General features: G+C 61.4%; 24 protein-coding genes. 8 read left to right on the forward strand and 16 right to left on the reverse strand.

The window, feature by feature from the left end; translation table 11 throughout:
- The first annotated feature begins 7 nt into the window (after positions 1-7).
- The 6 genes from KVO92_RS00470 to KVO92_RS00495 all read left to right on the forward strand — a co-directional run bounded on the left by KVO92_RS00470 (position 8) and on the right by KVO92_RS00495 (position 4520).
- Positions 8-334, forward strand: a complete 327-nt coding sequence (locus KVO92_RS00470) for a YbaB/EbfC family nucleoid-associated protein (protein ID WP_021207923.1) — start codon at positions 8-10, stop codon at positions 332-334.
- Between the two features lie 109 nt (positions 335-443).
- Entirely contained in the window at positions 444-1043 is a 600-nt protein-coding gene (gene recR / locus KVO92_RS00475) for a recombination mediator RecR (protein ID WP_217473720.1), read from the forward strand.
- A 155-nt stretch (positions 1044-1198) separates the two neighbouring features.
- Positions 1199-2188, forward strand: coding sequence for an ABC transporter substrate-binding protein (locus KVO92_RS00480; RefSeq protein ID WP_217473722.1), 990 nt, complete (start codon positions 1199-1201; stop codon positions 2186-2188).
- Between the two features lie 93 nt (positions 2189-2281).
- Complete coding sequence (locus KVO92_RS00485; protein WP_217473724.1) at positions 2282-3025, forward strand: ABC transporter ATP-binding protein; 744 nt, start codon at positions 2282-2284, stop codon at positions 3023-3025.
- A complete protein-coding gene (locus KVO92_RS00490) occupies positions 3025-3798 on the forward strand; it encodes an ABC transporter permease (protein ID WP_217473726.1) in 774 nt (257 codons plus the stop codon). The genes KVO92_RS00485 and KVO92_RS00490 overlap by 1 nt, the downstream gene beginning before the upstream one ends.
- A gap of 8 nt (positions 3799-3806) precedes the next feature.
- Complete coding sequence (locus KVO92_RS00495) at positions 3807-4520, forward strand: amino acid ABC transporter substrate-binding protein (RefSeq protein ID WP_336512592.1); 714 nt, start codon at positions 3807-3809, stop codon at positions 4518-4520.
- A 12-nt stretch (positions 4521-4532) separates the two neighbouring features.
- On the opposite strand, the gene KVO92_RS00500 is transcribed toward KVO92_RS00495, so the two are convergent.
- The 4 genes from KVO92_RS00500 to hemN form a co-directional block, all read right to left on the reverse strand.
- Complete coding sequence (locus tag KVO92_RS00500; protein WP_217475382.1) at positions 4533-5129, reverse strand: SCO family protein; 597 nt, start codon at positions 5127-5129, stop codon at positions 4533-4535.
- 17 nt (positions 5130-5146) lie between these two features.
- Positions 5147-5695 carry an adenine phosphoribosyltransferase gene (locus KVO92_RS00505; protein WP_217473728.1) on the reverse strand — a complete coding sequence of 183 codons (549 nt, stop codon included), beginning with the start codon at positions 5693-5695 and terminating at the stop codon, positions 5147-5149.
- A gap of 17 nt (positions 5696-5712) precedes the next feature.
- Positions 5713-6447 (reverse strand): fumarate/nitrate reduction transcriptional regulator Fnr, encoded by a 735-nt coding sequence (gene fnr / locus KVO92_RS00510; RefSeq protein ID WP_102850835.1) that lies wholly within the window; start codon positions 6445-6447, stop codon positions 5713-5715.
- Between the two features lie 93 nt (positions 6448-6540).
- The gene (gene hemN, locus KVO92_RS00515; RefSeq protein WP_217473729.1) at positions 6541-7923 is read right to left on the reverse strand and encodes an oxygen-independent coproporphyrinogen III oxidase; all 1383 of its coding nucleotides are present in this window, start codon (positions 7921-7923) and stop codon (positions 6541-6543) included.
- A 194-nt stretch (positions 7924-8117) separates the two neighbouring features.
- On the opposite strand from hemN, the gene nadE reads away from it, so the two are divergent.
- Positions 8118-8945 carry an ammonia-dependent NAD(+) synthetase gene (gene nadE / locus KVO92_RS00520; protein WP_217473730.1) on the forward strand — a complete coding sequence of 276 codons (828 nt, stop codon included), beginning with the start codon at positions 8118-8120 and terminating at the stop codon, positions 8943-8945.
- A 53-nt stretch (positions 8946-8998) separates the two neighbouring features.
- Here the strand turns inward: nadE and KVO92_RS00525 are convergent, their stop codons facing one another.
- The 12 genes from KVO92_RS00525 to ccoN (KVO92_RS00580) form a co-directional block, all read right to left on the reverse strand.
- Positions 8999-9724, reverse strand: coding sequence for a sulfite exporter TauE/SafE family protein (locus KVO92_RS00525; RefSeq protein WP_217473731.1), 726 nt, complete (start codon positions 9722-9724; stop codon positions 8999-9001).
- Positions 9717-9923 (reverse strand): cbb3-type cytochrome oxidase assembly protein CcoS, encoded by a 207-nt coding sequence (gene ccoS / locus KVO92_RS00530; RefSeq protein ID WP_217473732.1) that lies wholly within the window; start codon positions 9921-9923, stop codon positions 9717-9719. The genes KVO92_RS00525 and ccoS overlap by 8 nt, the downstream gene beginning before the upstream one ends.
- A 43-nt stretch (positions 9924-9966) precedes the next feature.
- Positions 9967-12399, reverse strand: coding sequence for a heavy metal translocating P-type ATPase (locus KVO92_RS00535; protein WP_217473733.1), 2433 nt, complete (start codon positions 12397-12399; stop codon positions 9967-9969).
- A 7-nt stretch (positions 12400-12406) separates the two neighbouring features.
- Positions 12407-12910, reverse strand: a complete 504-nt coding sequence (locus KVO92_RS00540; RefSeq protein WP_217473734.1) for a FixH family protein — start codon at positions 12908-12910, stop codon at positions 12407-12409.
- 11 nt (positions 12911-12921) lie between these two features.
- Positions 12922-14334, reverse strand: coding sequence for a cytochrome c oxidase accessory protein CcoG (ccoG, locus tag KVO92_RS00545; RefSeq protein ID WP_217473735.1), 1413 nt, complete (start codon positions 14332-14334; stop codon positions 12922-12924).
- Between the two features lie 137 nt (positions 14335-14471).
- A complete protein-coding gene (gene ccoP / locus KVO92_RS00550) occupies positions 14472-15389 on the reverse strand; it encodes a cytochrome-c oxidase, cbb3-type subunit III (protein ID WP_217473737.1) in 918 nt (305 codons plus the stop codon).
- The gene (locus KVO92_RS00555) at positions 15390-15572 is read right to left on the reverse strand and encodes a cbb3-type cytochrome oxidase subunit 3 (protein WP_217473739.1); all 183 of its coding nucleotides are present in this window, start codon (positions 15570-15572) and stop codon (positions 15390-15392) included.
- Between the two features lie 6 nt (positions 15573-15578).
- Positions 15579-16190 carry a cytochrome-c oxidase, cbb3-type subunit II gene (gene ccoO, locus KVO92_RS00560; protein WP_217473740.1) on the reverse strand — a complete coding sequence of 204 codons (612 nt, stop codon included), beginning with the start codon at positions 16188-16190 and terminating at the stop codon, positions 15579-15581.
- Between the two features lie 12 nt (positions 16191-16202).
- The gene (ccoN, locus tag KVO92_RS00565) at positions 16203-17630 is read right to left on the reverse strand and encodes a cytochrome-c oxidase, cbb3-type subunit I (protein WP_217473741.1); all 1428 of its coding nucleotides are present in this window, start codon (positions 17628-17630) and stop codon (positions 16203-16205) included.
- Between the two features lie 355 nt (positions 17631-17985).
- Positions 17986-18921: a cytochrome-c oxidase, cbb3-type subunit III gene (gene ccoP, locus KVO92_RS00570; protein WP_217473742.1), complete on the reverse strand. Its 936-nt coding sequence runs from the start codon at positions 18919-18921 to the stop codon at positions 17986-17988.
- A gap of 96 nt (positions 18922-19017) precedes the next feature.
- Complete coding sequence (gene ccoO / locus KVO92_RS00575) at positions 19018-19629, reverse strand: cytochrome-c oxidase, cbb3-type subunit II (protein ID WP_217473743.1); 612 nt, start codon at positions 19627-19629, stop codon at positions 19018-19020.
- Positions 19630-19639: 10 nt separating this feature from the next.
- Positions 19640-21064, reverse strand: coding sequence for a cytochrome-c oxidase, cbb3-type subunit I (gene ccoN, locus KVO92_RS00580; protein WP_217473744.1), 1425 nt, complete (start codon positions 21062-21064; stop codon positions 19640-19642).
- An 80-nt stretch (positions 21065-21144) separates the two neighbouring features.
- Here ccoN (KVO92_RS00580) and KVO92_RS00585 point away from each other — a divergent pair, with 80 nt between their 5' ends.
- On the forward strand, positions 21145-21843 hold the full coding sequence (locus KVO92_RS00585; RefSeq protein ID WP_217473745.1) for an alpha/beta family hydrolase: 699 nt from the start codon (positions 21145-21147) through the stop codon (positions 21841-21843).
- Positions 21844-21882: the final 39 nt, after the last annotated feature.

The raw sequence follows: 21882 nt of genomic DNA on the forward strand, positions 1-21882 counted from the left end.
ATATCTCATGATGAAAGGTGGCATGGCCGGGCTGATGAAGCAGGCGCAGCAAATGCAGGAAAAGATGCAGAAGATGCAGGAAGAGCTAGCCAATGCCGAAGTGACCGGTCAATCCGGAGCCGGCCTGGTGAGCGTGGTGATGAATGGACGCCATGACGTCAAACGCGTCAGCCTGGATGACAGCCTGATGCAAGAAGACAAGGAAATTCTCGAAGACCTGATCGCTGCGGCCATGAACGACGCCGTGCGGAAGATCGAACAGAACAGCAAGGAAAAGATGGCGGGCATGACCGATGGCATGCAGCTGCCGCCCGGCTTCAAGATGCCGTTCTAAAGCGTTCACGAGCTACAAGCCAGGTGCCACAAGCGAGGCTGGTCGGCGCACCGAACCGCCCCAGCCTGACCGCTTGTAGCTTCAACGTTGAGTTTCCCGCCGAGATTTTATGAGCTTCAGTCCTCTTATTCGTCAACTCATCGATGCCCTGCGAATTCTTCCCGGAGTGGGGCAGAAGACTGCGCAGCGCATGGCGCTGCAGCTGCTTGAGCGTGACCGTAGCGGCGGTTTGCGACTGGCTCAGGCGCTCACCCGGGCCATGGACGAAGTGGGTTACTGTCGCCAATGCCGCACCTTGAGCGAGGATGATCTCTGCCCGCAATGCGCCGACCCGCGACGAGACGACTCGTTGCTCTGCATCGTTCAGAGCCCGGTGGACGTGTTCGCGGTCGACCAGACTGGCTTTCGTGGCCGCTACTTCGTGCTCAAAGGGCATCTGTCTCCCCTTGACGGTCTCGGGCCTGAAGCCATTGGTATCCCGGAACTGCTCGCCCGTGTCGCCGAAGGGAACTTTCATGAGGCGATTCTGGCGACCAATCCCACCGTCGAAGGCGAGGCCACCGCTCACTACATTGCCCAGTTGTTGATCCCCAAGGGGCTGACGCTCAGTCGTATCGCCCACGGGGTGCCGTTGGGCGGCGAGCTTGATCTGGTGGACGGCGGCACGCTTGCCCACGCTTTCGCAGGACGAAAGGCGATCACGCTGTAACAAGCTTATAACGCTCCGTTTGTGGCTTATCGCTGCTAAGTAGTGCCGAACTGCCAGTGCTTCGTGTAAAGTTCTAAGCCAGATTAGCTTAATAACCAAAAGAAATTTTGTCCTTTGTTTTGGTTATAACTGCACGCTACGAACGCGAGGTCGAGATGAAAGCGAAACGCTGGTTGGTTCCTGCTCTGTTGCTGTTGAGTGCTGTTGCGCAGGCACAGGAAAAGCTCAAGGTCGGTTACATCCGCGTGATGGATGACGCCCAAGCGATGGTCGCTTACGAAGGCGATTTCTATAAGAAGCACGGCCTGGATGTCGAACTCGTCGAGTTCAGTTCCGGTACCGACCTGATCAAGGCCATCATCGGTGGCCAACTGGATACCGGCGTGCTGGGGTTCACCAATGCAGTGGCCTGGGCATCCAAGGGCGCGGACCTCAAGGTCGTTGGTGGCGCGCAACAGGGTTATCACTCCATCGTCGCGCGTGAAGGCACCGGTATCGAAAAAGTCGCTGACCTGAAAGGCAAGATTCTTGCCTCGCAGAAGGAAGGCAGCACTGCCGATGCGGTTCTGCGTGGTGTGACGCTGAAGGATGCCGGACTGTCGCCCAGCGACGTGAACATCATGGGTACCAGCCCGGCGGTCGCGGTCCAGTCCCTGGTCTCGGGTCGCACCGATGCCGCGTTTCTCTTCGAACCGTACGACCGCATCGCCCAGCTCGTGGCACCGGTAAAGCAGATTTATGAAATCGGCGAGGTGTGGCCTTTCCCCTGCATGGTGGTGATCACCTCCGGGGAAACCTTGGCAAAGCGTAAGGACGCTGTCTGGAAGTCGCTGGACGCCCAGCGCGATGCCATCGAGCTGCTGGAAAAGCAGCCGGCCGACGCGGCCAAACTCATCGCTGACTACTTCATCGCCGAGCCGACGTTGAAAACGCTCAACCGCGGTGATCTGCCCCGTGAGGTAGTCATCGAAGAGGCCATCGCCACTCAGACCTTCAACGCCAAGCTGGGCAGCGACGATTTGGCCCGCATCCAGCAACTGGCCGACATCCTCCAGGACCTGGGTTCGCTCAAGACCCGCGACGGCAAGCCGTTCGACACCAGCGCCATTCTCGACCTGTCGTGGCAGCAGTCTCGCGAGCTCTGATCGAACAGGCTCGCACTAACTGCCCGGCCTCAGCGCCGGGCAGTGTCATTACAGCTCGCCGTACCGGCAGATCCTTAAGGACCTCAACGCGTTATGCAGCTCAGGTTTGAAGCAGTAGACAAGCACTTCGGGCAGCTCGAAGTCATCAAAGGGTTCAGCGGCGAATTTGCCCAGGGCGAACTGGTTGCCCTGGTCGGCCCATCGGGCTGCGGAAAGTCGACGTTGCTGCACCTCGTCGCTGGGCTGGAGAACCCGACGGCAGGGCGCGTGCTCGCCGACGGCAAGCCCATCCCCGGGCCCAGTCCGCGTCGCACCCTGGTTTTCCAGGAGCATGCGTTGTATCCCTGGCTGTCGCTGCAGGCCAACGTGGCCATGGCGCTGGAACTGCAAGGTGTCGCCAAGGCCGAGGCTTTCGCACAAGCGAAGGCGTGGCTCGCCCGGGTGAGCCTGGACGGCTTCGAGCAGTACTACCCGCATCAGGTCTCCGGCGGGATGCGTCAGCGCACGGCGCTGGCGCGCGCCTTTATTGCCAAACCGGAGGTGCTGCTGCTCGATGAGCCCTTTGGCGCCCTCGACGCGCTTACCCGCATGGCTTTGCAGGATGTTCTGCGCGAACTGATCGACGAGCATCTGCCCACGGTGTTGCTGGTGACCCATGACGTCGATGAAGCCTTGTATCTGGCTGATCACGTACTGGTGTTCAGTGCCCGGCCGGCACGGGTGCTGAAAACCTTCAATTTCACCCATTGCGAGAAGAGCCACGACCTCTCCGAGTTCGCGGCCGAGCGGCGCGAAATCCTGCGTTTGCTGGGTATCAAGACGGAGGTAGGGCACTGATGAGTCAGGGACGTCGTCTGACCGGTTCGAAAAAATACCTCGCTGTCGTACTGGCGATTCTGTTCATCCTGCTGATCTGGCAGATCGCGGCGTGGAGCCTGCCTGCGTTTCTGATGCCCGGCATTCCGGTCGTGTTCGAGCGGTTATTTGCCACGGTGCAGGAGCCGGCGTTTCGCGAAGGGCTCTACGGCAGCATGAGCCGACTGGGCAGTGGTTACAGCTTCGCTTTGCTGTTCGGCATCGGTTTCGGGCTGGTCGGTGGGGTGTTGTTCTTCTTCCGCGAGATCCTGCGCTCGGCCATCGTGATCTTGCAGTCAATCCCGTCCATCGCCTGGGTGCCGCTGTTTCTCATCGTGATGGGCTTTGGCAACCTGCCGATCATCGTGGTGGTTGCGCTGGCGGCGTTTTTCCCAATGGCGCTGTCGGTCATGAACGCGACCGAAAGTGTCCAACCGGTTCACGTAGCGGCTGCCCGGGTCATGGGCGCCTCGCGCTGGCAGCTGCTGCGTCGCGTCTACCTGCCAGCGGTCATGCCCGAATTGATCACCGGTGCGCAGCTTGCCTTCGGTAATGCCTGGCGGGCGCTGATCTCCGCCGAGATGCTGATCGGCTTCGGCCAGGGCCTGGGTCGCTCGCTGGCCTACTCTGGCGAGATCGCCGATATGGTCGGTGTGATGATGAATATCCTGGTCATCGCTATCCTGGCAACGATGATTGATCAGGTGGTGCTGGAAAAATTCAAACAACGTCTGCTGCGTTATCAGTACGTCTGAGAGGCCTTGTGAACGCCCGTCTGCTGCGGCTGGTGCTGATGCTCGTGCTGTCGATCCCGGTCAGCGTGCATGGGGCGCCGCTGCAGGCTGCCTTGGTCGATGGATATCGGCCTTTCAAGGCCACGGCGGATGAGCCGCTGAGCGAGGGTTTCGAAGCCGCCTGGCTAAAAACGCTGGCTGAACGGCTGGGGCGCAGCGTTTCGCTGGCGGGCTCAGTCGCACAGGCGGACCTGCGCATGGGAGCGCTGGCATCAGGCGTTGCCTATTACACCAGCGAAGTTGCAGCGCTCACGTCAGCGGAAGCGGGGCCGACTCGTTGGGAGCAGCTCGCTGGCGAGCCGTTCTGTGTTACAGCTGGACACCCTTACGCTGCGGTAATCACATCCCGCTTTGGCGGCATCGCGCGCGGCTATGACAGCGCGGCGCAGGCCCTGATTGGATTGAAACTCGGCGAATGCCAGGCGGTGGTTGGCGATCGGAAACTGCTGCGGCAGGTCGCTGAACTGCCCGAATGGCGTCGCTACAACCGGCTGTTGCCGGCGCTGAATGACATTGTTCTGAGTTTGCGAATCGAAGCGTCCGACGCGGCGCTGCAGCAGCGGATCGAGCGGGACCTTTCAAGCGAGCCGGGGCAGAAAGCGTTGGCCGACGTCACCCAGCACTGGATCGACGAGGTCGCGTTTCAGGCTTATGTACTGGCCGACACACTCGATTGCCACTGACGTGCCGTTGGCTCACTCGGCTTCGATCAGCTGGGGTAGCGCCTGGCGCAGGCCTTCGCGGTCGAGCGGGGTTCGGATATGGCCACGCAGGCGTCCCTTGGGATCGACGATCGCCAAATTGCCACTGTGGCTGACGCTATAGTCGCCATTGGTTTCCCTCGCTGGAACGAAAGGCAGGCCAAGCGCCTTGGACAGGATCTGCAGTTGTGCCAGCTCGCCCGTCCAGCCTTTGAATCCTGCGCGGTAGTGGCCAAGGTAGGTGCGCAAGGTTTCCGGCGTGTCGCGCCTTGGGTCGGCGCTGACCAGTACCAGTTGGAGCTGCTCGCGGATTTCTGCTGGCAATTGCCCCAGCACCTGTCGCATGTCGCTCAGCGTCGTAGGGCATACATCCGGGCAGGCAGTGAAGCCGAAGAACAACAGATGCCAACGGCCATGCAACGCCTCGGTCGTAACCGGTTCGCCTTGTTCGTCCACCAGGCTCACGCTTGGCAACGGCCGTTCCCGCGGTAGCAATAACAGGTTCGCTTCGTCGAGCAAGGCGTTGCGATCGAGCGCGAACAACGATGAGCTGCAGGCCAGCAGCGCCACCGTGGCGGCGCCGAGGAGCATCGCACGAGGGCGCACGGCTACCGCTCGTTCAGCTCGAATGCGGTCAGGGTAAAAGTCGGAATGCCCATGTCCTGCAACTTGCGGGATCCGCCAAGCTCGGGCAGGTCGATGATGGCAGCGGCTTCATGGATCTGGGCACCCATCCGGCGCACCAGTTGAGCGGCGGCGATCAGGGTGCCGCCGGTGGCGATCAGATCGTCCAGCAACAGAACTGAATCTCCCTCGCAGAGGCTGTCAGCGTGCACTTCGAGGAAGGCTTCGCCGTACTCCGTGGTATAGGACGCCGTCAGCACATCGGCTGGCAGCTTGCCTTGCTTGCGGAACAGGATCAGCGGCCTGTTCAGCTCGTAGGCAATGATCGACCCGATGATGAACCCGCGGGCATCCAGCGCGCCAACATGGCTGAAGCCGGTTTCAACATAACGTTGGATCAGGCTGTCGGCCACCATGCGCAATGCCTTGGGCGACTGCAACAGGGGTGTGATATCGCGAAATACCACGCCTGGTTTGGGAAAATCCGGGACCGGGCGTATCAGCTTCTTGATGGAGAATTCGTCAAAAATCATAACGGGCTCCGGACGCCTCAGGCGTCCATGTTGCCGCCCGCCAGGGCGCATAGACGAATGGAATCGAGGATGCGGACTTCCTTGCCTTCAGCTTCCAGCAGGCCATTGGCTTGGCAACGAGTGAACACGCGGGAGACCGTTTCGACCGCCAGGCCCAGGTAACTGCCGATCTCGTTGCGCGACATGGGCAGACGGAACTGGTTGGCGGAAAACCCGCGCGCGCTGAAGCGTGCCGACAGATTGACCAGGAAGGTCGCGATCCGCTCATCGGCGGTCTTCTTCGACAGCAGCATCATCATCTGCTGATCGTCACGAATTTCGCGGCTCATGATGCGCATCAGTTGACGGCGCAGCTGCGGCAACAAAACGCTGAGTTCGTCGAGACGCTCGAATGGAATTTCACAGACCGATGTCGTCTCGAGCGCTTGCGCGGAGACTGGGTAGGTCTCGGTATCCATGCCCGACAGCCCAACCAGCTCGCTGGGCAGATGGAAGCCGGTGATCTGCTCTTCACCGGCGTCGGTGACGCTGAATGTCCGCAGCGCTCCGGAGCGGATGGCGAACACCGAGCTGAACGCATCGCCTTGACGGAAAAGCATTTCGCCTTTCTTCAACGGGCGCCCGCGCTTGACGATGTCGTCCAGCGCTTCCATGTCCTGCATGTTCAATGAAAGCGGTAAGCACAGGCCGGAAAGGCTGCAGTCCTTGCAATGCGCTTGCGGCTGCTTGCGGACCTTGATCGACTCGGACATTGGCGGTTCCTGAAAAACCCTACGGGACGCGCAAGATTAACTCAGGCGGAGGCCTTAGGCCAATTGGTACAAGGGTCGCAGGCGACGCTTGGACTAGATCGCGCGGCTCATATACGGAACAGGTCGTGACGGCAAGTAGTGATCGAACTGCATGCAGACCACACTGGCCAACAACCGCCCGGCGGGCTGAATGCGGAGGACGTCTTCGCTGAGTACGATGAGTCCGTCCGCGGCCATCTGTTCGAGGGCGGGCCAGTTGGCTTGGAAATAGGTCTTGAAGTCGATTTTGTAGAGCGCTTCTAGCTCCCCGATATGCAACTCGAAATTGCATAGCAGGGCCTGGATGACGTGCTTCCTGATCTGGTCGTCCTGACTGCAGCGCACGCCGCGCACCGTGGGCAGTTGGCCTTGGTCCAGCGCTTGCTGGTAGAGGGTCAGGTCACTGTTGTTCTGAACGTACAGGTCGCCGATCTGGCTGATGGCCGATACGCCCAGGCCGATCAGGTCGCAGTGGCCATGCGTGGTATAGCCCTGATAGTTGCGCTGCAGCGTGCCGTCTTCCTGCGCCATTGCCAGCTCGTCATCGGGTAGCGCGAAGTGATCCATGCCGATATAGCGGTAGCCGGAACGGCCGAGCTGCTTCACCGCGTGCTGCCGCATCGCGAGCAACTGCTCGTCGGAGGGCAGGTCGGCTGCGTTGATCCGTCGTTGCGCCATGTAGCGTTCTGGCGAGTGCATGTAGCTGGACACGGATATCCGGTCCGGCTGCAGTGCGATCACCGTCTCGAGTGTGCGCGCGAAGGTTTCCGGTGTTTGCAGGGGTAGTCCATAGAGCAGATCGAGGTCTATCGTGCGGTATTGCAGCGTCCGAGCGGCCTCGATGATCGTCTGGGTCTGCTGGAGCGTCTGCAGTCGGTTGATGGTGCGCTGCACGTCCGGATCCAGGTCCGGCAGTCCGATGCTGACCCGGTTGAAGCCCAGCTCGCGCAGCAACCCCATCGTTGGCCAGTCTGCCTCGCGTGGATCGATCTCGATGCTGATGTCGGCGTGATCGTCATCCTGCAGATGAAAATGCCTATGCAGATGCGCCATTACGCGACGCAGCTCGCCATGACTGAGAAAGGTCGGCGTACCGCCACCGACGTGCAGCTGTTCCACGACCTGGTCGTCACCCAGATGGCAGGCGATCAGTTCGATTTCCTTCTCCAACCGCTCGAGGTAGGGCAATGCGCGACTGCGATCGTCGGTGATGACCTTGTTGCAGCGACAGTAGTAACAGGCCTTGGTACAGAACGGCAGATGGACGTACAGCGCAAGTGGCCGATTGGCCTGCCGGCTGCGACGCAGCGCGTGCAGCAGGTCGAACGAGCCCAGCTTGCCACTGAACTGGACTGGCGTGGGGTAGGTCATGTAGCGCGGCGCAACCTGATCGTAACGATGGATCAGATCGGCATCCCAGCGAATGGCGTCGAGCATCTCACGTTCTCGGTTGAGTGGGGTGACGGGATTCTAGGGTGCACGCCGCTGGGCAGACTTGACCTGTATCAAGCGAGTCCGGACCTACAGGAGACGCCGAGACTGGCGGTAACAAGGCAGGAGATTTATTCGCTGGATTGTGGTCGATTAGTCAAACTAGCATTCCAGATTGCTCACCCGCACAGGAGAAACTCATGCACGCCCGCCAGCAAGAGATCGCTGCCGCACTCAACGTCTGCCCACCCTTTGACGGTCCAGCCGCCGTACAGACTGAAATCGAGCGGCGGGTGGCCTTCATCCAGTCGTGTTTGCGCGACTCGGGGATGAAGACACTGGTGCTCGGTATCAGCGGTGGTGTGGACTCCACCACTGCCGGCATGCTCGCGCAGCGTGCGGTCGAAGGCATGCGCGCCGCAGGCGAGGGCGATGATTACCGCTTCATTGCCGTCCGCCTGCCGTATCAGGTTCAGCATGATGAAGACGAGGCACAGCTGGCGGTCGATACGATCAAGCCGGACGAATGTCATACGGTCAACATCGGTGCCGCCGTGCTCGGGCTGTCGCGGGCGACCGAGGCACTTGAGCCTCTCACGCCCGAAAAGCGTGATTTCGTGCTCGGCAACACCAAGGCGCGGATGCGCATGGTGGCTCAGTACACGATTGCCAATGCGCGCCAGGGGCTGGTGATCGGTACCGACCATGCGGCCGAGGCGGTGATGGGTTTTTTCACCAAGTTCGGCGACGGCGCCTGTGATCTGACGCCCTTGGCGGGGTTGGTCAAGCATCAGGTCCGAGAGCTGGCCGCCGCCCTGGGCGCGCCCGAGCAACTGGTGAAGAAGGTCCCGACCGCTGATCTGGAGGATCTGTCTCCCGGCAAACCGGACGAAGCCGCCCATGGTGTGACCTACCAGAACATCGATGCCTTTCTGCAGGGTCAGCCAGTGCCAGACGAGGCGGCGCGCATCATCATCGAGACCTACGACAAGTCGGCGCACAAGCGCCAGCTGCCAAAAGAGCCTTGAGCGAGAGCGGGTCGGCGGGCGAGCAGCGCATTGGCGCTGGCCTGCCCGGCGTTTCAATGATGATGCATGGCTGGCTGCGGTTCGGCGCTGCCGCCGCCATGGCCCATCAGCCAGTCTTGATGCGGACCGGGCATGGTCCACAAGCCGAATAGAATCACCATTATGCCCCCCAGTATCCGCACGCCGCGTTTGCGCAACACGGCCATGAGCCGTTCGGCGGCCAGGCCAGTGGCCAGCAGCACCGGCCAAGTGCCGAGGCCGAACGCCAACATCAACAAGGCACTTTCCGTGGCATCGCCCTGGCTTGCCGCCCACAGCAGGGTGCTGTAGACCAGACCGCACGGCAGCCAGCCCCATAGCGCGCCGAGCAACAGGGCTCGGGGTACGCTCTTGACCGGCATCAGCCGACTGGCGAATGGACGGATATGCCGCCACAAGCCACGACCCACGGCTTCGACGCGCGTCAGACCGCTCCACCAGCCGGCCAGATACAGTCCCATGGAGATCAGCAGCAGCGCAGCGACGACGCGCAGCGCCATGGCCGCTGGGCTGTTGGCCACCGCCCAACCGGCAAGGCCGATGAGCAGGCCGGCCGAAGCGTAGCTGAGCACGCGCCCCAGGTTATACGCCACTAGCAGTCGCAAGCGCTTGCCGCGTTGTTCCACCGGGATCGCCATGGTCAAGGCGCCCATCAGGCCGCCACACATGCCAAGGCAATGCCCGCCTCCGAGCAGCCCGAGTACCAGCGCCGAAGCCAGCTGCGGCAGCAGGTCAGTCACGATTGGATTTCTCCTCATCGCGACCGTCGGCCTGTTCGATGCCGGCGCGGTGCTTCGGGTCTTCCTCGTCGAACAGGATGCTGTGTGCCGGGCCGTCGAGATCGTCGTACTGACCGCTGTCGACCGCCCAGAAGAATACCCAGATGGCCAAGGCGACCAATATCACGGCGACAGGAATCAAGATGTATAGCGCGGCCATGGGGCCTCCCAGTAACGATACGGCAGGGCGGGTCGGAGCAGTCCTATCCTACGCCACGACTGGCCTGTCGGTTGGTGGGGATGCGGGCCAGGCGCAGGGCATTGAGCACGACCATCAGCGAACTGGCTGACATGCCCAGCGCCGCCCAGAGCGGGGTGACCCAGCCGATGGCCGCAAACGGCAGGACCAGCCCGTTGTAGAGGCTCGCCCAGGCCAGGTTTTCGATGATGATTCGGCGGCTACGCCGTGCCACCACGAAGGCCTGCGCCAGGGTATCGAGGCGATTGCCGAGCAGGACGGCATCGGCGCTGGTCTTGGCCAGGTCGGTCGCCGACCCCATGGCCACGCTGATATCGGCAGCGGCGAGCACCGGTGCGTCATTGACGCCGTCACCGACCATCAATACGCGGCGTCCTTCGGCTTGCAGCCGCTGCAGATAATCGAGCTTGTCCGTTGGCGTCAGACCGCCGTGGGCCGACTCGATGCCGAGCTGCTGCGCGATCTCGCCAACCATTGGCGAGCTGTCGCCAGACAGCAGGACCGTTTTCCAGCCGCGGCGCTTGCAGGCTTGCAGCAGGGTAGGTGCGTCCTCGCGCAGGCGATCGCTGAGTACCAGCCAGGCCAGCGGTCCTGTCGCGTCGCCTAGTAACAACCATTGACCCTCGCGCCCCGGGATGGCTGGAGCCTTCGCCCCGTAGCCCGCTGCGACGAAATCGGGCTGACCGATGCGCAGCGTGCGTCCGCCGACCGAACCTTGCAGGCCCAGCCCGGGAACGCTCCCGACGGTGTCGGCGGCCTGTGGTGCGCGGCCGAATGCCTTGGCGATCGGGTGTTCCGAACGGTTTTCCAGCGCAGCGGCCAGCGCCAGGCAGGTATCGGCATCCAGTTCCGCCAACGGGCGCACTTCACCAAGGGTCAGGCGGCCGTCTGTCAGCGTGCCGGTCTTGTCGAAAACCACCGTGTCGATGTGATTGAGCCCTTCGAGCACATGGCCGCGCGTGAGCAACAGCCCCAGCTTGTGCAACGTGCCCGTAGCGGTGGTCAGGGCCGTCGGTGTTGCCAGTGACAGAGCGCAGGGGCAGGTCGCAACCAGCAAGGCGAGAACGATCCAGAAGGCACGCTGCGGATCGATCTGCCACCAGACGATGCCAACGACGGCCGCGCTCAGCAGTACGATGACGAGAAACCACTGCGCCACCCGGTCGGCCAGCTCCGCCAGCCGGGGCTTGTCCGATTGAGCGCGCTCCAGCAGGCCGACGATGGCAGACAGACGGGTATTGTCGCCCAGCGCCTGGACCTGCACGGTCAGGCCGCCTTCTACGTTAAGCGTGCCGGCGGTAACGGTATCGCCCGTGCTCCTCGCCTGTGGCAGGTATTCGCCAGTGAGCACCGATTCGTCGACGCTCGAGTGCCCGCTGACGATAACGCCATCGGCCGGGATCAGCGTGCCGGGTTGTACCAGCACGCGGTCGCCGAGCTGCAGCTCGCTCAGGAGAATACGCGTCGTCTGGCCGGCCTCATCGAGCCTGAGGCAGGATGCGGGCAGCAAGTTGACCAGCTGTGCGGTTGCGGCAGCCGTGCGCTCGCGGGCGCGACGTTCGAGAAAGCGTCCGGCCAACAGGAACAAGGCGAACATCCCCACGGCATCGAAGTACAGCTCTCCCTGACCGGTCACGGTCGACCAGATTCCGGCGACATAGGCGCCACCGATAGCCAGCGACACGGACACATCCATGGTCAGGTGCCGGGTGCGCAGATCCCTCAGCGCGCCCCTGAAAAAGTCGGTGCAGCAGTAAAACACGATGGGTGTCGTCAGCAGCAGCGCCGTCCAGCGCAGAATGCTGGCCATGCCGGCTGACAGATCGAGGTTGAACTCGGGCCAGGTGGCCATGGTTGCCATCATCACCTGCATCCACAACAGCCCCGTCACTCCCAGCTGGCGCATGCTGCGCCGGTTTTCCTGGGCGAGACGTTCTGCCGCCTGGTCGGCCTGGTAGGGGTGCGCCGCGTAACCGATGCGTCTTAACTCGGCAAGTAACTCGCTGAGTGGCATGGACGCATCGTTCCAGCGTACGCGCAGGCGATGGTTGGAAAGGTTCAGGCTGGCCTCGGTGATGGCCTCGAGGCCCCGCAGATGCTTTTCGATCAGCCATCCACAAGCGGCACAGCTGATCCCTTCTATCAGCAGGGAGGTGCTGGCCTGCTCACCTTCGTGTTGTACGAAGGGTTGCTGCACGTCTTCGCGGTCGTAGAGTGCCAGCTCGTCAGTCAGCGCCTGCGGCAAGGCGCCGGGATTGGCGGAGGTGTCGCTGCGATGCACGTAGTAGCTTTCCAGGCCACCTTGGACGATCGCCTCCGCAACGGCTTGGCAGCCCGGGCAGCACAACGCCCGCTGCTCACCGAGCACACGGGCGTGAAAGGTGCTGCCGGCCGGCACCGGCAGCCCGCAGTGATAGCAGGGGGTTGGGCTTGCCATCGACCGGTCAGTAGCTCAGCTCGAGCGTCTGTCCGGTGACGATTTCCTTCTCTTCGAACAGGCGCCAGTCCTGATCACCCTCGCGGCCGAGCAGTTCGACGAAACGCCTGCCGGTTACCGGTTCCTGCATCTGGCCTTGGTAAAAGCCGTTGCCCTGTGGCTGCAGGACGATGCGGCGATCACGCTCTGGCTGGGTCGGCGAGATTAGGTTGAGGACCAGTTGCTGGGGGCCGCTGTGACCGCTCAGTTGCACTTCGGCCAGGCCACGATCGTCATTGAGCGTCACCTGGGCGCGCACCTGGAGACGTTCGGCGAGCTTCTCGCGCTCCAGCGACTGGTTGATACCCTTGCCGGCATCGTAATAGTTGTCCGAGACCAGGGTGTCGGAGTTTCGGATCGCGATGGTCAGCATCGATGTGCCGAGAATCACCGATGCCAGCAGAATGGCTATGACGAACCAGGCCCAGAACTGGGTATACCAACGGGTGTTCTCTTGCTCAGAATGGCTCATGTACTACCTATTCAGCGAATGCTCGGGCCGATGAAGCGGCTGTCCGATGCATCTTCTATGGACGGATCATCTGCCGATCGCACGTGGAAGACGATTTCGTTGGTGCTCGAGGGAAGCTTCTCTGGGGCCACCGACAGTTCTACCGGGATGGTAACCAGCTCGCCGGCCTCGGCATGCACTTCCCGGCGCCCCTCATACTGCAGGCCGTCCAATCCGGTGGCCTCGATGATGAAGGTCTGCTCGTTCTGCGCCTTGTTCATGACCTTCAGCGTATAAACGTTCTCGATTCTGCCTTGCTCGTTTTCGCGATACAGCACCCGATCCTTGAGCACGTCGAGCTTGACCAGCGAGCGATCGCTGACCGCATAGCCGAACACGCTCATCATCGCTATCAGCGCGACCGCGTATCCGATCAGGCGTGGCCGCACGAGGTGGGTCGTTTGCCCGGAAAGGTTGTGCTCGGTGGTGTAGCTGATCAGCCCGCGCGGGTAATTCATCTTGTCCATGATGGTGTCGCAGGCGTCGATGCACGCCGCGCAGCCGATGCACTCGATCTGCAAGCCGTCCCGGATGTCGATGCCGGTGGGGCAGACCTGCACGCACATGGTGCAGTCGATGCAGTCACCGAGCCCCATGGCCTTGTAGTCGGCATCCTTCTTGCGCGGGCCGCGACGCTCGCCACGCCGTGGGTCGTAGGAGACGATCAGCGTGTCCTTGTCGAACATCACGCTCTGGAAGCGGGCATAAGGGCACATGTAGATGCACACCTGCTCGCGCAGATAGCCGGCGTTGCCGTAGGTCGCCAGGGTGAAGAAGCCAACCCAGAAGGCTGCCCAGCCGCCAACCTGAAGCGTGAACAGATCCGGCACCAGATCGCGAATAGGGGTGAAGTAGCCGACGAACGTAATGCCGATCGCCAGCGAGACGAACAGCCAGATCGAATGCTTGGCAAACTTGCGCAAAAATTTGTTGGCACTCATCGGCGCCTTGTCCAGCTTCATGCGCTGGTTGCGATCACCCTCGGTGACTTTTTCCGCCCACATGAACACCCAGGTGAACACGCTTTGCGGGCAGGTGTAGCCGCACCAGACGCGGCCGGCGAATACGGTGATGAAGAAGAGTCCGAAGGCGCAGATGATCAGGAGCGCCGAGAGCAGGATGAAGTCCTGGGGCCAAAAGGTGGCGCCGAAGATGTAGAACTTGCGCTCGGGCAAATCCCACCACACCGCCTGACGACCGTTCCAGGTCAGCCACACGGTTCCGAAATAGAGAATGAAAAGCAGGCCGCCGCCAACCAGTCGCAAATTGCGGAACAGGCCGGTAAAGGCGCGGGTGTAGATTTTTTCGCGAGCGGCGTAGAGGTCCGATGAAGCATTGACCTTCGACGGGGGCGTCACATCACGAACGGGAATTTGCTGGGACATCGATTACGTACCACGGCGGAAGGGTGAGTGTCCCGGCCGATACATGCCGGCCGGGATCTTTTGCTTACCTGCTGCGAATGGTACGCCTCGATAGTCGATGTCAGATGCGACCGTCGGTCGCGCCTGAATCGTTCGGATCAGTTCTCCGACTTTTGCGAGAGGCTGTACACATAAGCGGCCAGCAGGTGCACTTTGTCGTTGCCAAGGTGGTCTTGCTGGGCTGGCATGCGGCCGTTCCGGCCATAGCGCAGGGTCTGTTGGATCTGTGCGAAGCTCGAACCGTATAGCCAGGTGTTGTCGGTCAGGTTCGGCGCGCCCATGGCGTGCGTACCTTTGCCTTCAGGACCATGACAAGCTACACAATTGGTTGCGAAGATTTTTTGACCTTGCTCAATGTCGGCGTTGATGCCCTCGGGAACGTCACGACCGGACAGGCTACGAACGTAACCGGCAACATTGCGAATACCTTCTTCGCCCAACACGTCGCGCCATGCCGGCATCGCTGCCTGACGGCCACCCATGATGGTGGTCTTGATGGTCTCAGGCTCACCGCCATACAGCCAGTCGTTATCGGTCAGGTTGGGGAAGCCATAGGCGCCTTTGGCGTCCGAGCCATGGCATACCGAGCAGTTGGAGGCGAACAGACGGCCGCCCATCTTCAACGCTTGCGGATCCTGGGCGACTTCTTCCACCGGCATTGCTGCGAACTTGGCGTAAAGCGGACCGTACTGCTCGTTCGCCTTATCCATCTCGCGTTGCCATTCCTTCACCTGGGTCCAGCCGCCTTCGTAGCCCGGCAGCATGCCTTTCCAGTTGCCCAGGCCTGGATACAGGGCCAGGTAACCGAGCGCGAAGATCACCGTGGCAACAAACAGCATGAACCACCAGCGTGGCAGCGGGTTGTCATATTCCTCGATGCCGTCATAGGAATGGCCAACGGTTTCTTCGGTACTGTTGTGGCGTTGTCCCTTGCGAGTCGCGAGCAGCAGCCAGACCAGTGCGGCAATGGTCCCCAGGCTCAGCAGGGTGATGTACCAACTCCAAAACGTGGTCATTTATTTCTTACTCCTGGAAGCTTCTTCATCACGCTTCTTGGTGTCGGGCTCGTCGGCGAAGGGCAGATTGGCGGCTTCGTCGAAGCCTTTCTTGCGCTTGCTGCTATAGGCCCAGAGCACGACGCTGACAAAGGCGACGAAGACAATAATGGTGCCCAGGCCGCGAAGAGTCCCGATATCCATGGTGCGTTACCGTTTGTTGGTGAGAATTGTGCCAAGGCTCTGCAGGAAGGCGACAAGGGCATCCATTTCGGTTTTGCCTTTGACCGCGTCCTTGGCACCGGCGATGTCTTCGTCGGTGTAAGGCACGCCAACGCTGCGCAGGGCTACCATCTTGTCGCCAGTGTGTTTGCCGTCCAGCTTGTTCTCTACCAGCCAGGGGTAGGAAGGCATTTTCGACTCCGGTACGACGTTGCGCGGGTTGTACAGGTGCGCACGGTGCCAGTCGTCGGAGTAGCGGCCACCGACGCGTGCCAGATCAGGACCGGTACGCTTGGAGCCCCAGAGGAACGGATGGTCGTAGACGCTTTCGCCAGCGACCGAGTAGTGGCCGTAGCGCTCGGTCTCGGCACGGAACGGACGGACCATCTGCGAATGGCAGCCAACGCAGCCTTCACGGATATAGATGTCACGGCCTTCGAGTTCCAGCGCGGTGCGCGGCTTCATGCCTTCAACCGGCTCGTTGACGGCGTCCTGGAAGAACAGCGGCACGATCTGCGTCAGGCCACCGATACTTACCGCGAGGATCATGAACAGGGTCAGCAGACCGATGTTCTTTTCAACTATTTCATGATTCTTCATTTATCCGTTCCTTCAGGCGATCTGCGCAGCGGCTTCGAATTCGGCCGGCTTGGCGGCACGCACAGTGCGCCAGGTGTTGTAAGCCATCAGCAACATACCGGTGACGAAGAACGCCCCGCCCAGTGCCCGAACGATGTAGCCGGGATGGCTGGCTTCCAGTGCTTCGACGAAGGAGTAGGTCAGGGTGCCGTCTTCGTTGATCGCACGCCACATCAGACCCTGGGTGATGCCGTTGACCCACATCGAGGCGATGTAGAGCACGGTGCCGATAGTGGCCAACCAGAAATGCGCGTTGATCAGACCGATGCTGTGCATCTGCTCACGAGCGAACACTTTCGGAATCAGGTGATACATGGAGCCGATGGAGATCATCGCGACCCAACCGAGGGCGCCGGCATGTACGTGGCCGATGGTCCAGTCGGTGTAGTGGGACAGCGCGTTGACGGTCTTGATGGCCATCATCGGACCTTCGAAGGTCGACATGCCGTAGAACGCCAGGGATACCACCAGGAAGCGCAGGATCGGGTCGGTGCGCAGCTTATGCCAGGCGCCGGACAGGGTCATCATGCCGTTGATCATGCCGCCCCAGCTCGGTGCCAGCAGGATGATCGACATCACCATGCCCAGGCTCTGCGCCCACTCGGGCAGCGCGGTGTAGTGCAGGTGGTGCGGGCCAGCCCAGATGTACAGGGTGATCAGCGCCCAGAAGTGCACGATCGACAGGCGATAGGAGTAGACCGGGCGGCCAGCCTGCTTCGGTACGAAGTAATACATCATGCCGAGGAAGCCGGTGGTCAGGAAGAAGCCTACCGCGTTGTGGCCGTACCACCACTGCACCATCGCGTCGGTCGCGCCGGAGTAGATCGAGTACGACTTGAACCAGGTGACCGGAACTTCCAGGTTGTTGACGATGTGCAGCATCGCCGTGACCAGGATGAAGCCGCCGTAGAACCAATTTCCTACATAGATGTGGGCAACCTTGCGCTTCATGATGGTGCCGAAGAACACGATCGCGTAGGAGATCCAGACGATCGCCAACAGGATGTCGATCGGCCATTCCAGCTCGGCATATTCCTTCGAGCTGGTGAAGCCTTGCGGCAGGGTGATGACGGCCAGCACGATAACGGCTTGCCAACCCCAGAACACGAACGAAGCCAGACCGTCGGAAAACAGCCGGGCCTGCGACGTGCGCTGGACCACATAGAAGGACGTCGCCATCAACGCACAGCCGCCGAAGGCGAAAATCACCGCGTTGGTGTGCAGTGGGCGCAAGCGACCAAAGCTGGTCCAGGGCAGGTCGAAGTTCAGTTGAGGCCATACTAGCTGTGCGGCGATAAACACACCCAGGCCCATTCCGATAATTCCCCAAACCACCGTCATGATGGCGAATTGGCGAACCACCTTATAGTTATATGCAGTCTCACTTATTGCTGTGCTCATGCAAGGCTTCCACGCTAATGGCATATCAAGGGGGCAAAAACGGCGGCAAGTATGGAGAAAGGAGGGGGGCAATGCAATCAACGCCCAGGCCATCTCGCGCCGTTCGGACCCTGATTCCAAGCGTTTTCCATACGCTTTGCAGGGTCGTTTTACACGTCATGCCGACGTGTGGAGTCGAGGGTTTCGCCTTGTAGTTCTGGGAAGTCCGGCGAATGGGGAAGAACTATAGAAGCCGGCAGGCAGAAGGCAAACTGGGGAGGGATCGGGCGGTCTGCGACAGAGCGTCGCATGGAGGCGTTTTCGCGACGAAGTTGTTTTCGCACAGGGCGGCGTACTACGCCGCCCTGTAGGGAGGTTACCGCTTGGCCATCTGCTCTGGCTGTTGCGAGAGGCTGTACACGTAAGCGGCCAGCAGATGCACCTTGTCGTTGCCCAGGTATTGCTCCTGTGCCGGCATCTGCCCGTTGCGCCCGTGACGGATGGTTTGTTGCAGCTGGGGCAGGCTCGAGCCGTAGATCCAACCGCCCGGGTTGGTCAGGTTCGGTGCGCCCATGGCCGCCGTTCCGGTTCCTTTTTCGCCGTGGCAGACCGCGCAGGTCTGGGCAAAGACTTGAGCGCCGGCAGCAACGTCCGCCTCGGTGCCCTCAGGCAGCGGCAGGCCGGCCAGTCCATTGCGCACGTAAGCTGCGACATTCTTTACGCCTTCCTCACCAATCACCTGGCCCCAGGCCGGCATGGCCGCTACGCGACCGTGCAGGATAGTGGTCTTGATGGTTTCGGCATCGCCGCCCCAGCGCCACTCGCGATCGGCCAGGTTAGGGAAGCCCACGGCGCCCTTGGCGTCGGATCCGTGGCAAACCGCGCAATGGTTGGCGAACAGACGCCCGCCGATTTTCAGTGCGCGTTCGTCCTGGGCGACCTGAGCGACATCCATCGCCGAGTAGCGGGCGAAAATCGGGCCGTATTGGGCGTCAGCCTGTTCGACCTCGCGTTGCCATTGCTTGGTCTGGGTCCAGCCGTCCTCGTAGCCAGGCAACACGCCTTTCCAGTTGCCTAGGCCTGGGTAGAGCACCAGGTAAAGGATGCCGAATACCAGGGTGCCGATGAACAGCAAGAACCACCAGCGGGGAAGCGGATTGTCGTATTCCTCGATGCCATCGAAGGAATGTCCCATGGTCTTGTCGGTAGTACTGGCGGACTCGCCTTTTCGGGTAGCGAAGATCAGCCAGAACAGAGCGACAATGGTGCCCAGCGTGAGCAGGGCGATGTAACCACTCCAGAAAGCGTTCATTTGTTACTCCTGAGCAGCCCGAACGCTCGAGCTGCCCCGCGATGTTTATTCCCTGACGGCCACCTCGGCAGCGCGTCGTTGTTCGATAGCCTTGGCCTAGCGCTTGCTCTGCAGCGCCGTGCCGAGTACCTGCAAGTAAGCCACCAGAGCGTCCATCTCGGTTTTGCCCTTGACCGCGTCGCCTGCCGCAGCGATGTCATCGTCGCTGTAGGGCACGCCGACCGAGCGCAGTGCTTTCATCTTGCTGGCGGTATCCTTGCCATCGAGGGTGCTTTCCACGAGCCATGGGTAGGAGGGCATCTTCGACTCAGGTACGACGTTGCGCGGGTTGTACAGGTGCGCACGGTGCCAGTCGTCGGAGTAGCGGCCACCGACACGGGCCAGATCCGGGCCGGTACGCTTGGAGCCCCACAGGAAGGGGTGGTCGTAAACGCTTTCGCCAGCGACCGAGTAGTGGCCGTAGCGCTCGGTCTCGGCACGGAACGGGCGGATCATCTGTGAGTGGCAACCGACGCAGCCCTCGCGGATGTACAGGTCACGGCCTTCCAACTGCAGCGCGGTGTAGGGCTTCACGCCTTCGACCGGCTCGTTGACGACGTCCTGGAAGAACAGCGGAACGATCTGGGTCAGGCCACCGATACTTACCGCGAGCGCCATGAACAGGGTCAGCAGGCCGACGTTCTTTTCAAGTATTTCGTGCTTCTTCATTATCGGCTCCTCAGGCGATCTGCGCGGCGGCTGCGTATTCGGCTGGCTTGGCGGCGCTTACGGTGCGCCAGGTGTTGTAAGCCATCAGCAACATGCCGGTGAAGAAGATCGCACCGCCGATCGTGCGCACTACGAAGCCGGGATGACTGGCTTCCAAGGCTTCGACGAACGAATAGGTCAGGGTCCCGTCTTCGTTGATCGCGCGCCACATCAGGCCCTGGGCGATGCCGTTGACCCACATCGAGGCGATGTAGAGCACGGTGCCGATGGTGGCCAGCCAGAAGTGCGCGTTGATCAGGCCGATGCTGTGCATCTGCGGGCGGCCGAACACTTTCGGAATCAGGTGATAAAGCGCACCGATCGATACCATCGCGACCCAGCCGAGGGCACCGGCATGTACGTGGCCGATGGTCCAGTCGGTGTAGTGGGAGAGGGCGTTGACGGTCTTGATGGCCATCATCGGACCTTCGAAGGTCGACATGCCGTAGAACGCCAGGGACACGACCAGGAAGCGCAGGATCGGGTCGCTACGCAGTTTGTGCCAGGCGCCCGACAGGGTCATCATGCCGTTGATCATGCCGCCCCAGCTCGGTGCCAGCAGAATCAGCGACATCACCATGCCCAGGCTCTGCGCCCAGTCCGGCAGTGCGGTGTAGTGCAGGTGGTGCGGACCGGCCCAGATGTAAACGGTGATCAGCGCCCAGAAGTGCACGATCGACAGGCGATAGGAATACACCGGACGTTCGGCTTGCTTGGGCACGAAGTAATACATGATGCCGAGGAAGCCCGCCGTCAGGAAGAAGCCCACCGCGTTGTGACCGTACCACCACTGCACCATCGCATCGGTCGCGCCGGAATACAGCGAGTAGGATTTGGTGAGGGTCACCGGCACTTCCAGGTTGTTCACCAGGTGCAGCAGTGCAACGGTCAGGATGAACCCGCCGAAGAACCAGTTGCCGACATAGATGTGCTTGACCTTGCGCGTGGCCACGGTGCCGAAGAACACGATGGCGTAGGAAACCCAGACGATGGTGATCAGAATGTCGATCGGCCATTCGAGTTCTGCGTATTCCTTGGAGCTGGTGTAGCCCAGTGGCAGACTGATCGCCGCCAGCAGGATCACCAGTTGCCAACCCCAGAAGGTGAAGGCGGCCAGTTTCGGCGCGAACAGTGTGGTCTGGCAGGTGCGCTGGACCGAGTAGTAGGACGTCGCGAACAGGGCACAACCACCGAAGGCGAAAATCACCGCGTTGGTGTGCAATGGACGCAGGCGCCCGAAGCTTGTCCAGGGTAGGTCGAAGTTGAGAAACGGCCAGGCCAATTGCGATGCGATGAAAACGCCGAGCCCCATCCCGACGATTCCCCACACCACCGTCATGATGGCGAATTGGCGGACCACCTTATAGTCGTAGGCGGTACTGGTTGCTGTGTTCATGTATGGGCTTCCATCCACGGTAATGAGCAGTTTTTGTTGCGGTGAGCAGACAGTTCTTTCATTGAAAAGCGGGGGCAAGGATGGGCAATGGGCAAATGGCCGGTATTGACGCCGATCAATACTCGCAAGCCGGCGAAATTCCGTTCGTCCGAGCTGATCGGCCGCCAGGCGAGGCGTGCGCCAGTCTGATTCTGGCGCATGGTGCGGGGGCGCCGATGGACAGCCCGTTCATGCAGCAGATAACGGAGCGGCTTGTGGCGCGGGGCATTGCGGTGGTTCGGTTCGAGTTCGCTTATATGGCCGAGCGACGGGTCAGTGGGGGCAGGCGACCACCCAATCCACAGGCGCAGCTGTTGCAGCAATGGCGGGAGGTATACCAGGCGGTGCGACAGCAAACCGCGGGTCGGTTGGCGATCGGCGGGAAGTCGATGGGCGGGCGCATGGCCAGTCTGGTGGCCGATGAGCTGGTCGCCGATGCGTTGGTTTGCCTGGGTTATCCGTTCTATGCGGCAGGTAAACCGGAAAAGCCCCGTGTGGCCCATCTGGCCGAGCTGCAGACCCCAACGCTGATCGTTCAGGGCGAGCGCGACGCGCTCGGTGACCGGCAGACGGTGTCGCGCTATGCGTTGTCGTCGGCAATAGACGTGGAGTGGCTCGAGGCGGCCGACCATGACCTCAAACCGCTGAAACGCTCCGGGCTGACCCATGACCAGCACCTGGATCGAGCCGCCGATCTGGTATTGACGTTTCTGCGCCAGCCGCAGCAAGGCCGGGCGTAATCCAACGCCTGGCTTTGCTGCGCGAAGGCCGACCGTGCC

The sequence above is a fragment of the Stutzerimonas stutzeri genome (genome assembly GCF_019090095.1).
In the GTDB taxonomy this organism is placed as follows: domain Bacteria; phylum Pseudomonadota; class Gammaproteobacteria; order Pseudomonadales; family Pseudomonadaceae; genus Stutzerimonas; species Stutzerimonas stutzeri_AN.

Coding starts and splice junctions, on each gene's coding strand:
- KVO92_RS00500 (WP_217475382.1), bottom strand. CDS start 5,129: ATGCTCCTCGGCGCCGCCACGGTGGCGCTGCTGGCCTGCAGCTCATCG.
- KVO92_RS00470 (WP_021207923.1), top strand. CDS start 8: ATGATGAAAGGTGGCATGGCCGGGCTGATGAAGCAGGCGCAGCAAATG.
- ccoO (WP_217473743.1), bottom strand. CDS start 19,629: ATGAAGAAGCACGAAATACTTGAAAAGAACGTCGGCCTGCTGACCCTG.
- KVO92_RS00490 (WP_217473726.1), top strand. CDS start 3,025: ATGAGTCAGGGACGTCGTCTGACCGGTTCGAAAAAATACCTCGCTGTC.
- nadE (WP_217473730.1), top strand. CDS start 8,118: ATGCACGCCCGCCAGCAAGAGATCGCTGCCGCACTCAACGTCTGCCCA.
- KVO92_RS00585 (WP_217473745.1), top strand. CDS start 21,145: ATGGGCAATGGGCAAATGGCCGGTATTGACGCCGATCAATACTCGCAA.
- hemN (WP_217473729.1), bottom strand. CDS start 7,923: ATGCTCGACGCCATTCGCTGGGATGCCGATCTGATCCATCGTTACGAT.
- ccoN (WP_217473741.1), bottom strand. CDS start 17,630: ATGAGCACAGCAATAAGTGAGACTGCATATAACTATAAGGTGGTTCGC.
- KVO92_RS00535 (WP_217473733.1), bottom strand. CDS start 12,399: ATGGCAAGCCCAACCCCCTGCTATCACTGCGGGCTGCCGGTGCCGGCC.
- KVO92_RS00540 (WP_217473734.1), bottom strand. CDS start 12,910: ATGAGCCATTCTGAGCAAGAGAACACCCGTTGGTATACCCAGTTCTGG.
- KVO92_RS00505 (WP_217473728.1), bottom strand. CDS start 5,695: ATGATTTTTGACGAATTCTCCATCAAGAAGCTGATACGCCCGGTCCCG.
- fnr (WP_102850835.1), bottom strand. CDS start 6,447: ATGTCCGAGTCGATCAAGGTCCGCAAGCAGCCGCAAGCGCATTGCAAG.
- ccoG (WP_217473735.1), bottom strand. CDS start 14,334: ATGTCCCAGCAAATTCCCGTTCGTGATGTGACGCCCCCGTCGAAGGTC.
- ccoN (WP_217473744.1), bottom strand. CDS start 21,064: ATGAACACAGCAACCAGTACCGCCTACGACTATAAGGTGGTCCGCCAA.
- recR (WP_217473720.1), top strand. CDS start 444: ATGAGCTTCAGTCCTCTTATTCGTCAACTCATCGATGCCCTGCGAATT.
- ccoP (WP_217473742.1), bottom strand. CDS start 18,921: ATGAACGCTTTCTGGAGTGGTTACATCGCCCTGCTCACGCTGGGCACC.
- ccoS (WP_217473732.1), bottom strand. CDS start 9,923: ATGGCCGCGCTATACATCTTGATTCCTGTCGCCGTGATATTGGTCGCC.
- ccoP (WP_217473737.1), bottom strand. CDS start 15,389: ATGACCACGTTTTGGAGTTGGTACATCACCCTGCTGAGCCTGGGGACC.
- ccoO (WP_217473740.1), bottom strand. CDS start 16,190: ATGAAGAATCATGAAATAGTTGAAAAGAACATCGGTCTGCTGACCCTG.
- KVO92_RS00485 (WP_217473724.1), top strand. CDS start 2,282: ATGCAGCTCAGGTTTGAAGCAGTAGACAAGCACTTCGGGCAGCTCGAA.
- KVO92_RS00480 (WP_217473722.1), top strand. CDS start 1,199: ATGAAAGCGAAACGCTGGTTGGTTCCTGCTCTGTTGCTGTTGAGTGCT.
- KVO92_RS00555 (WP_217473739.1), bottom strand. CDS start 15,572: ATGGATATCGGGACTCTTCGCGGCCTGGGCACCATTATTGTCTTCGTC.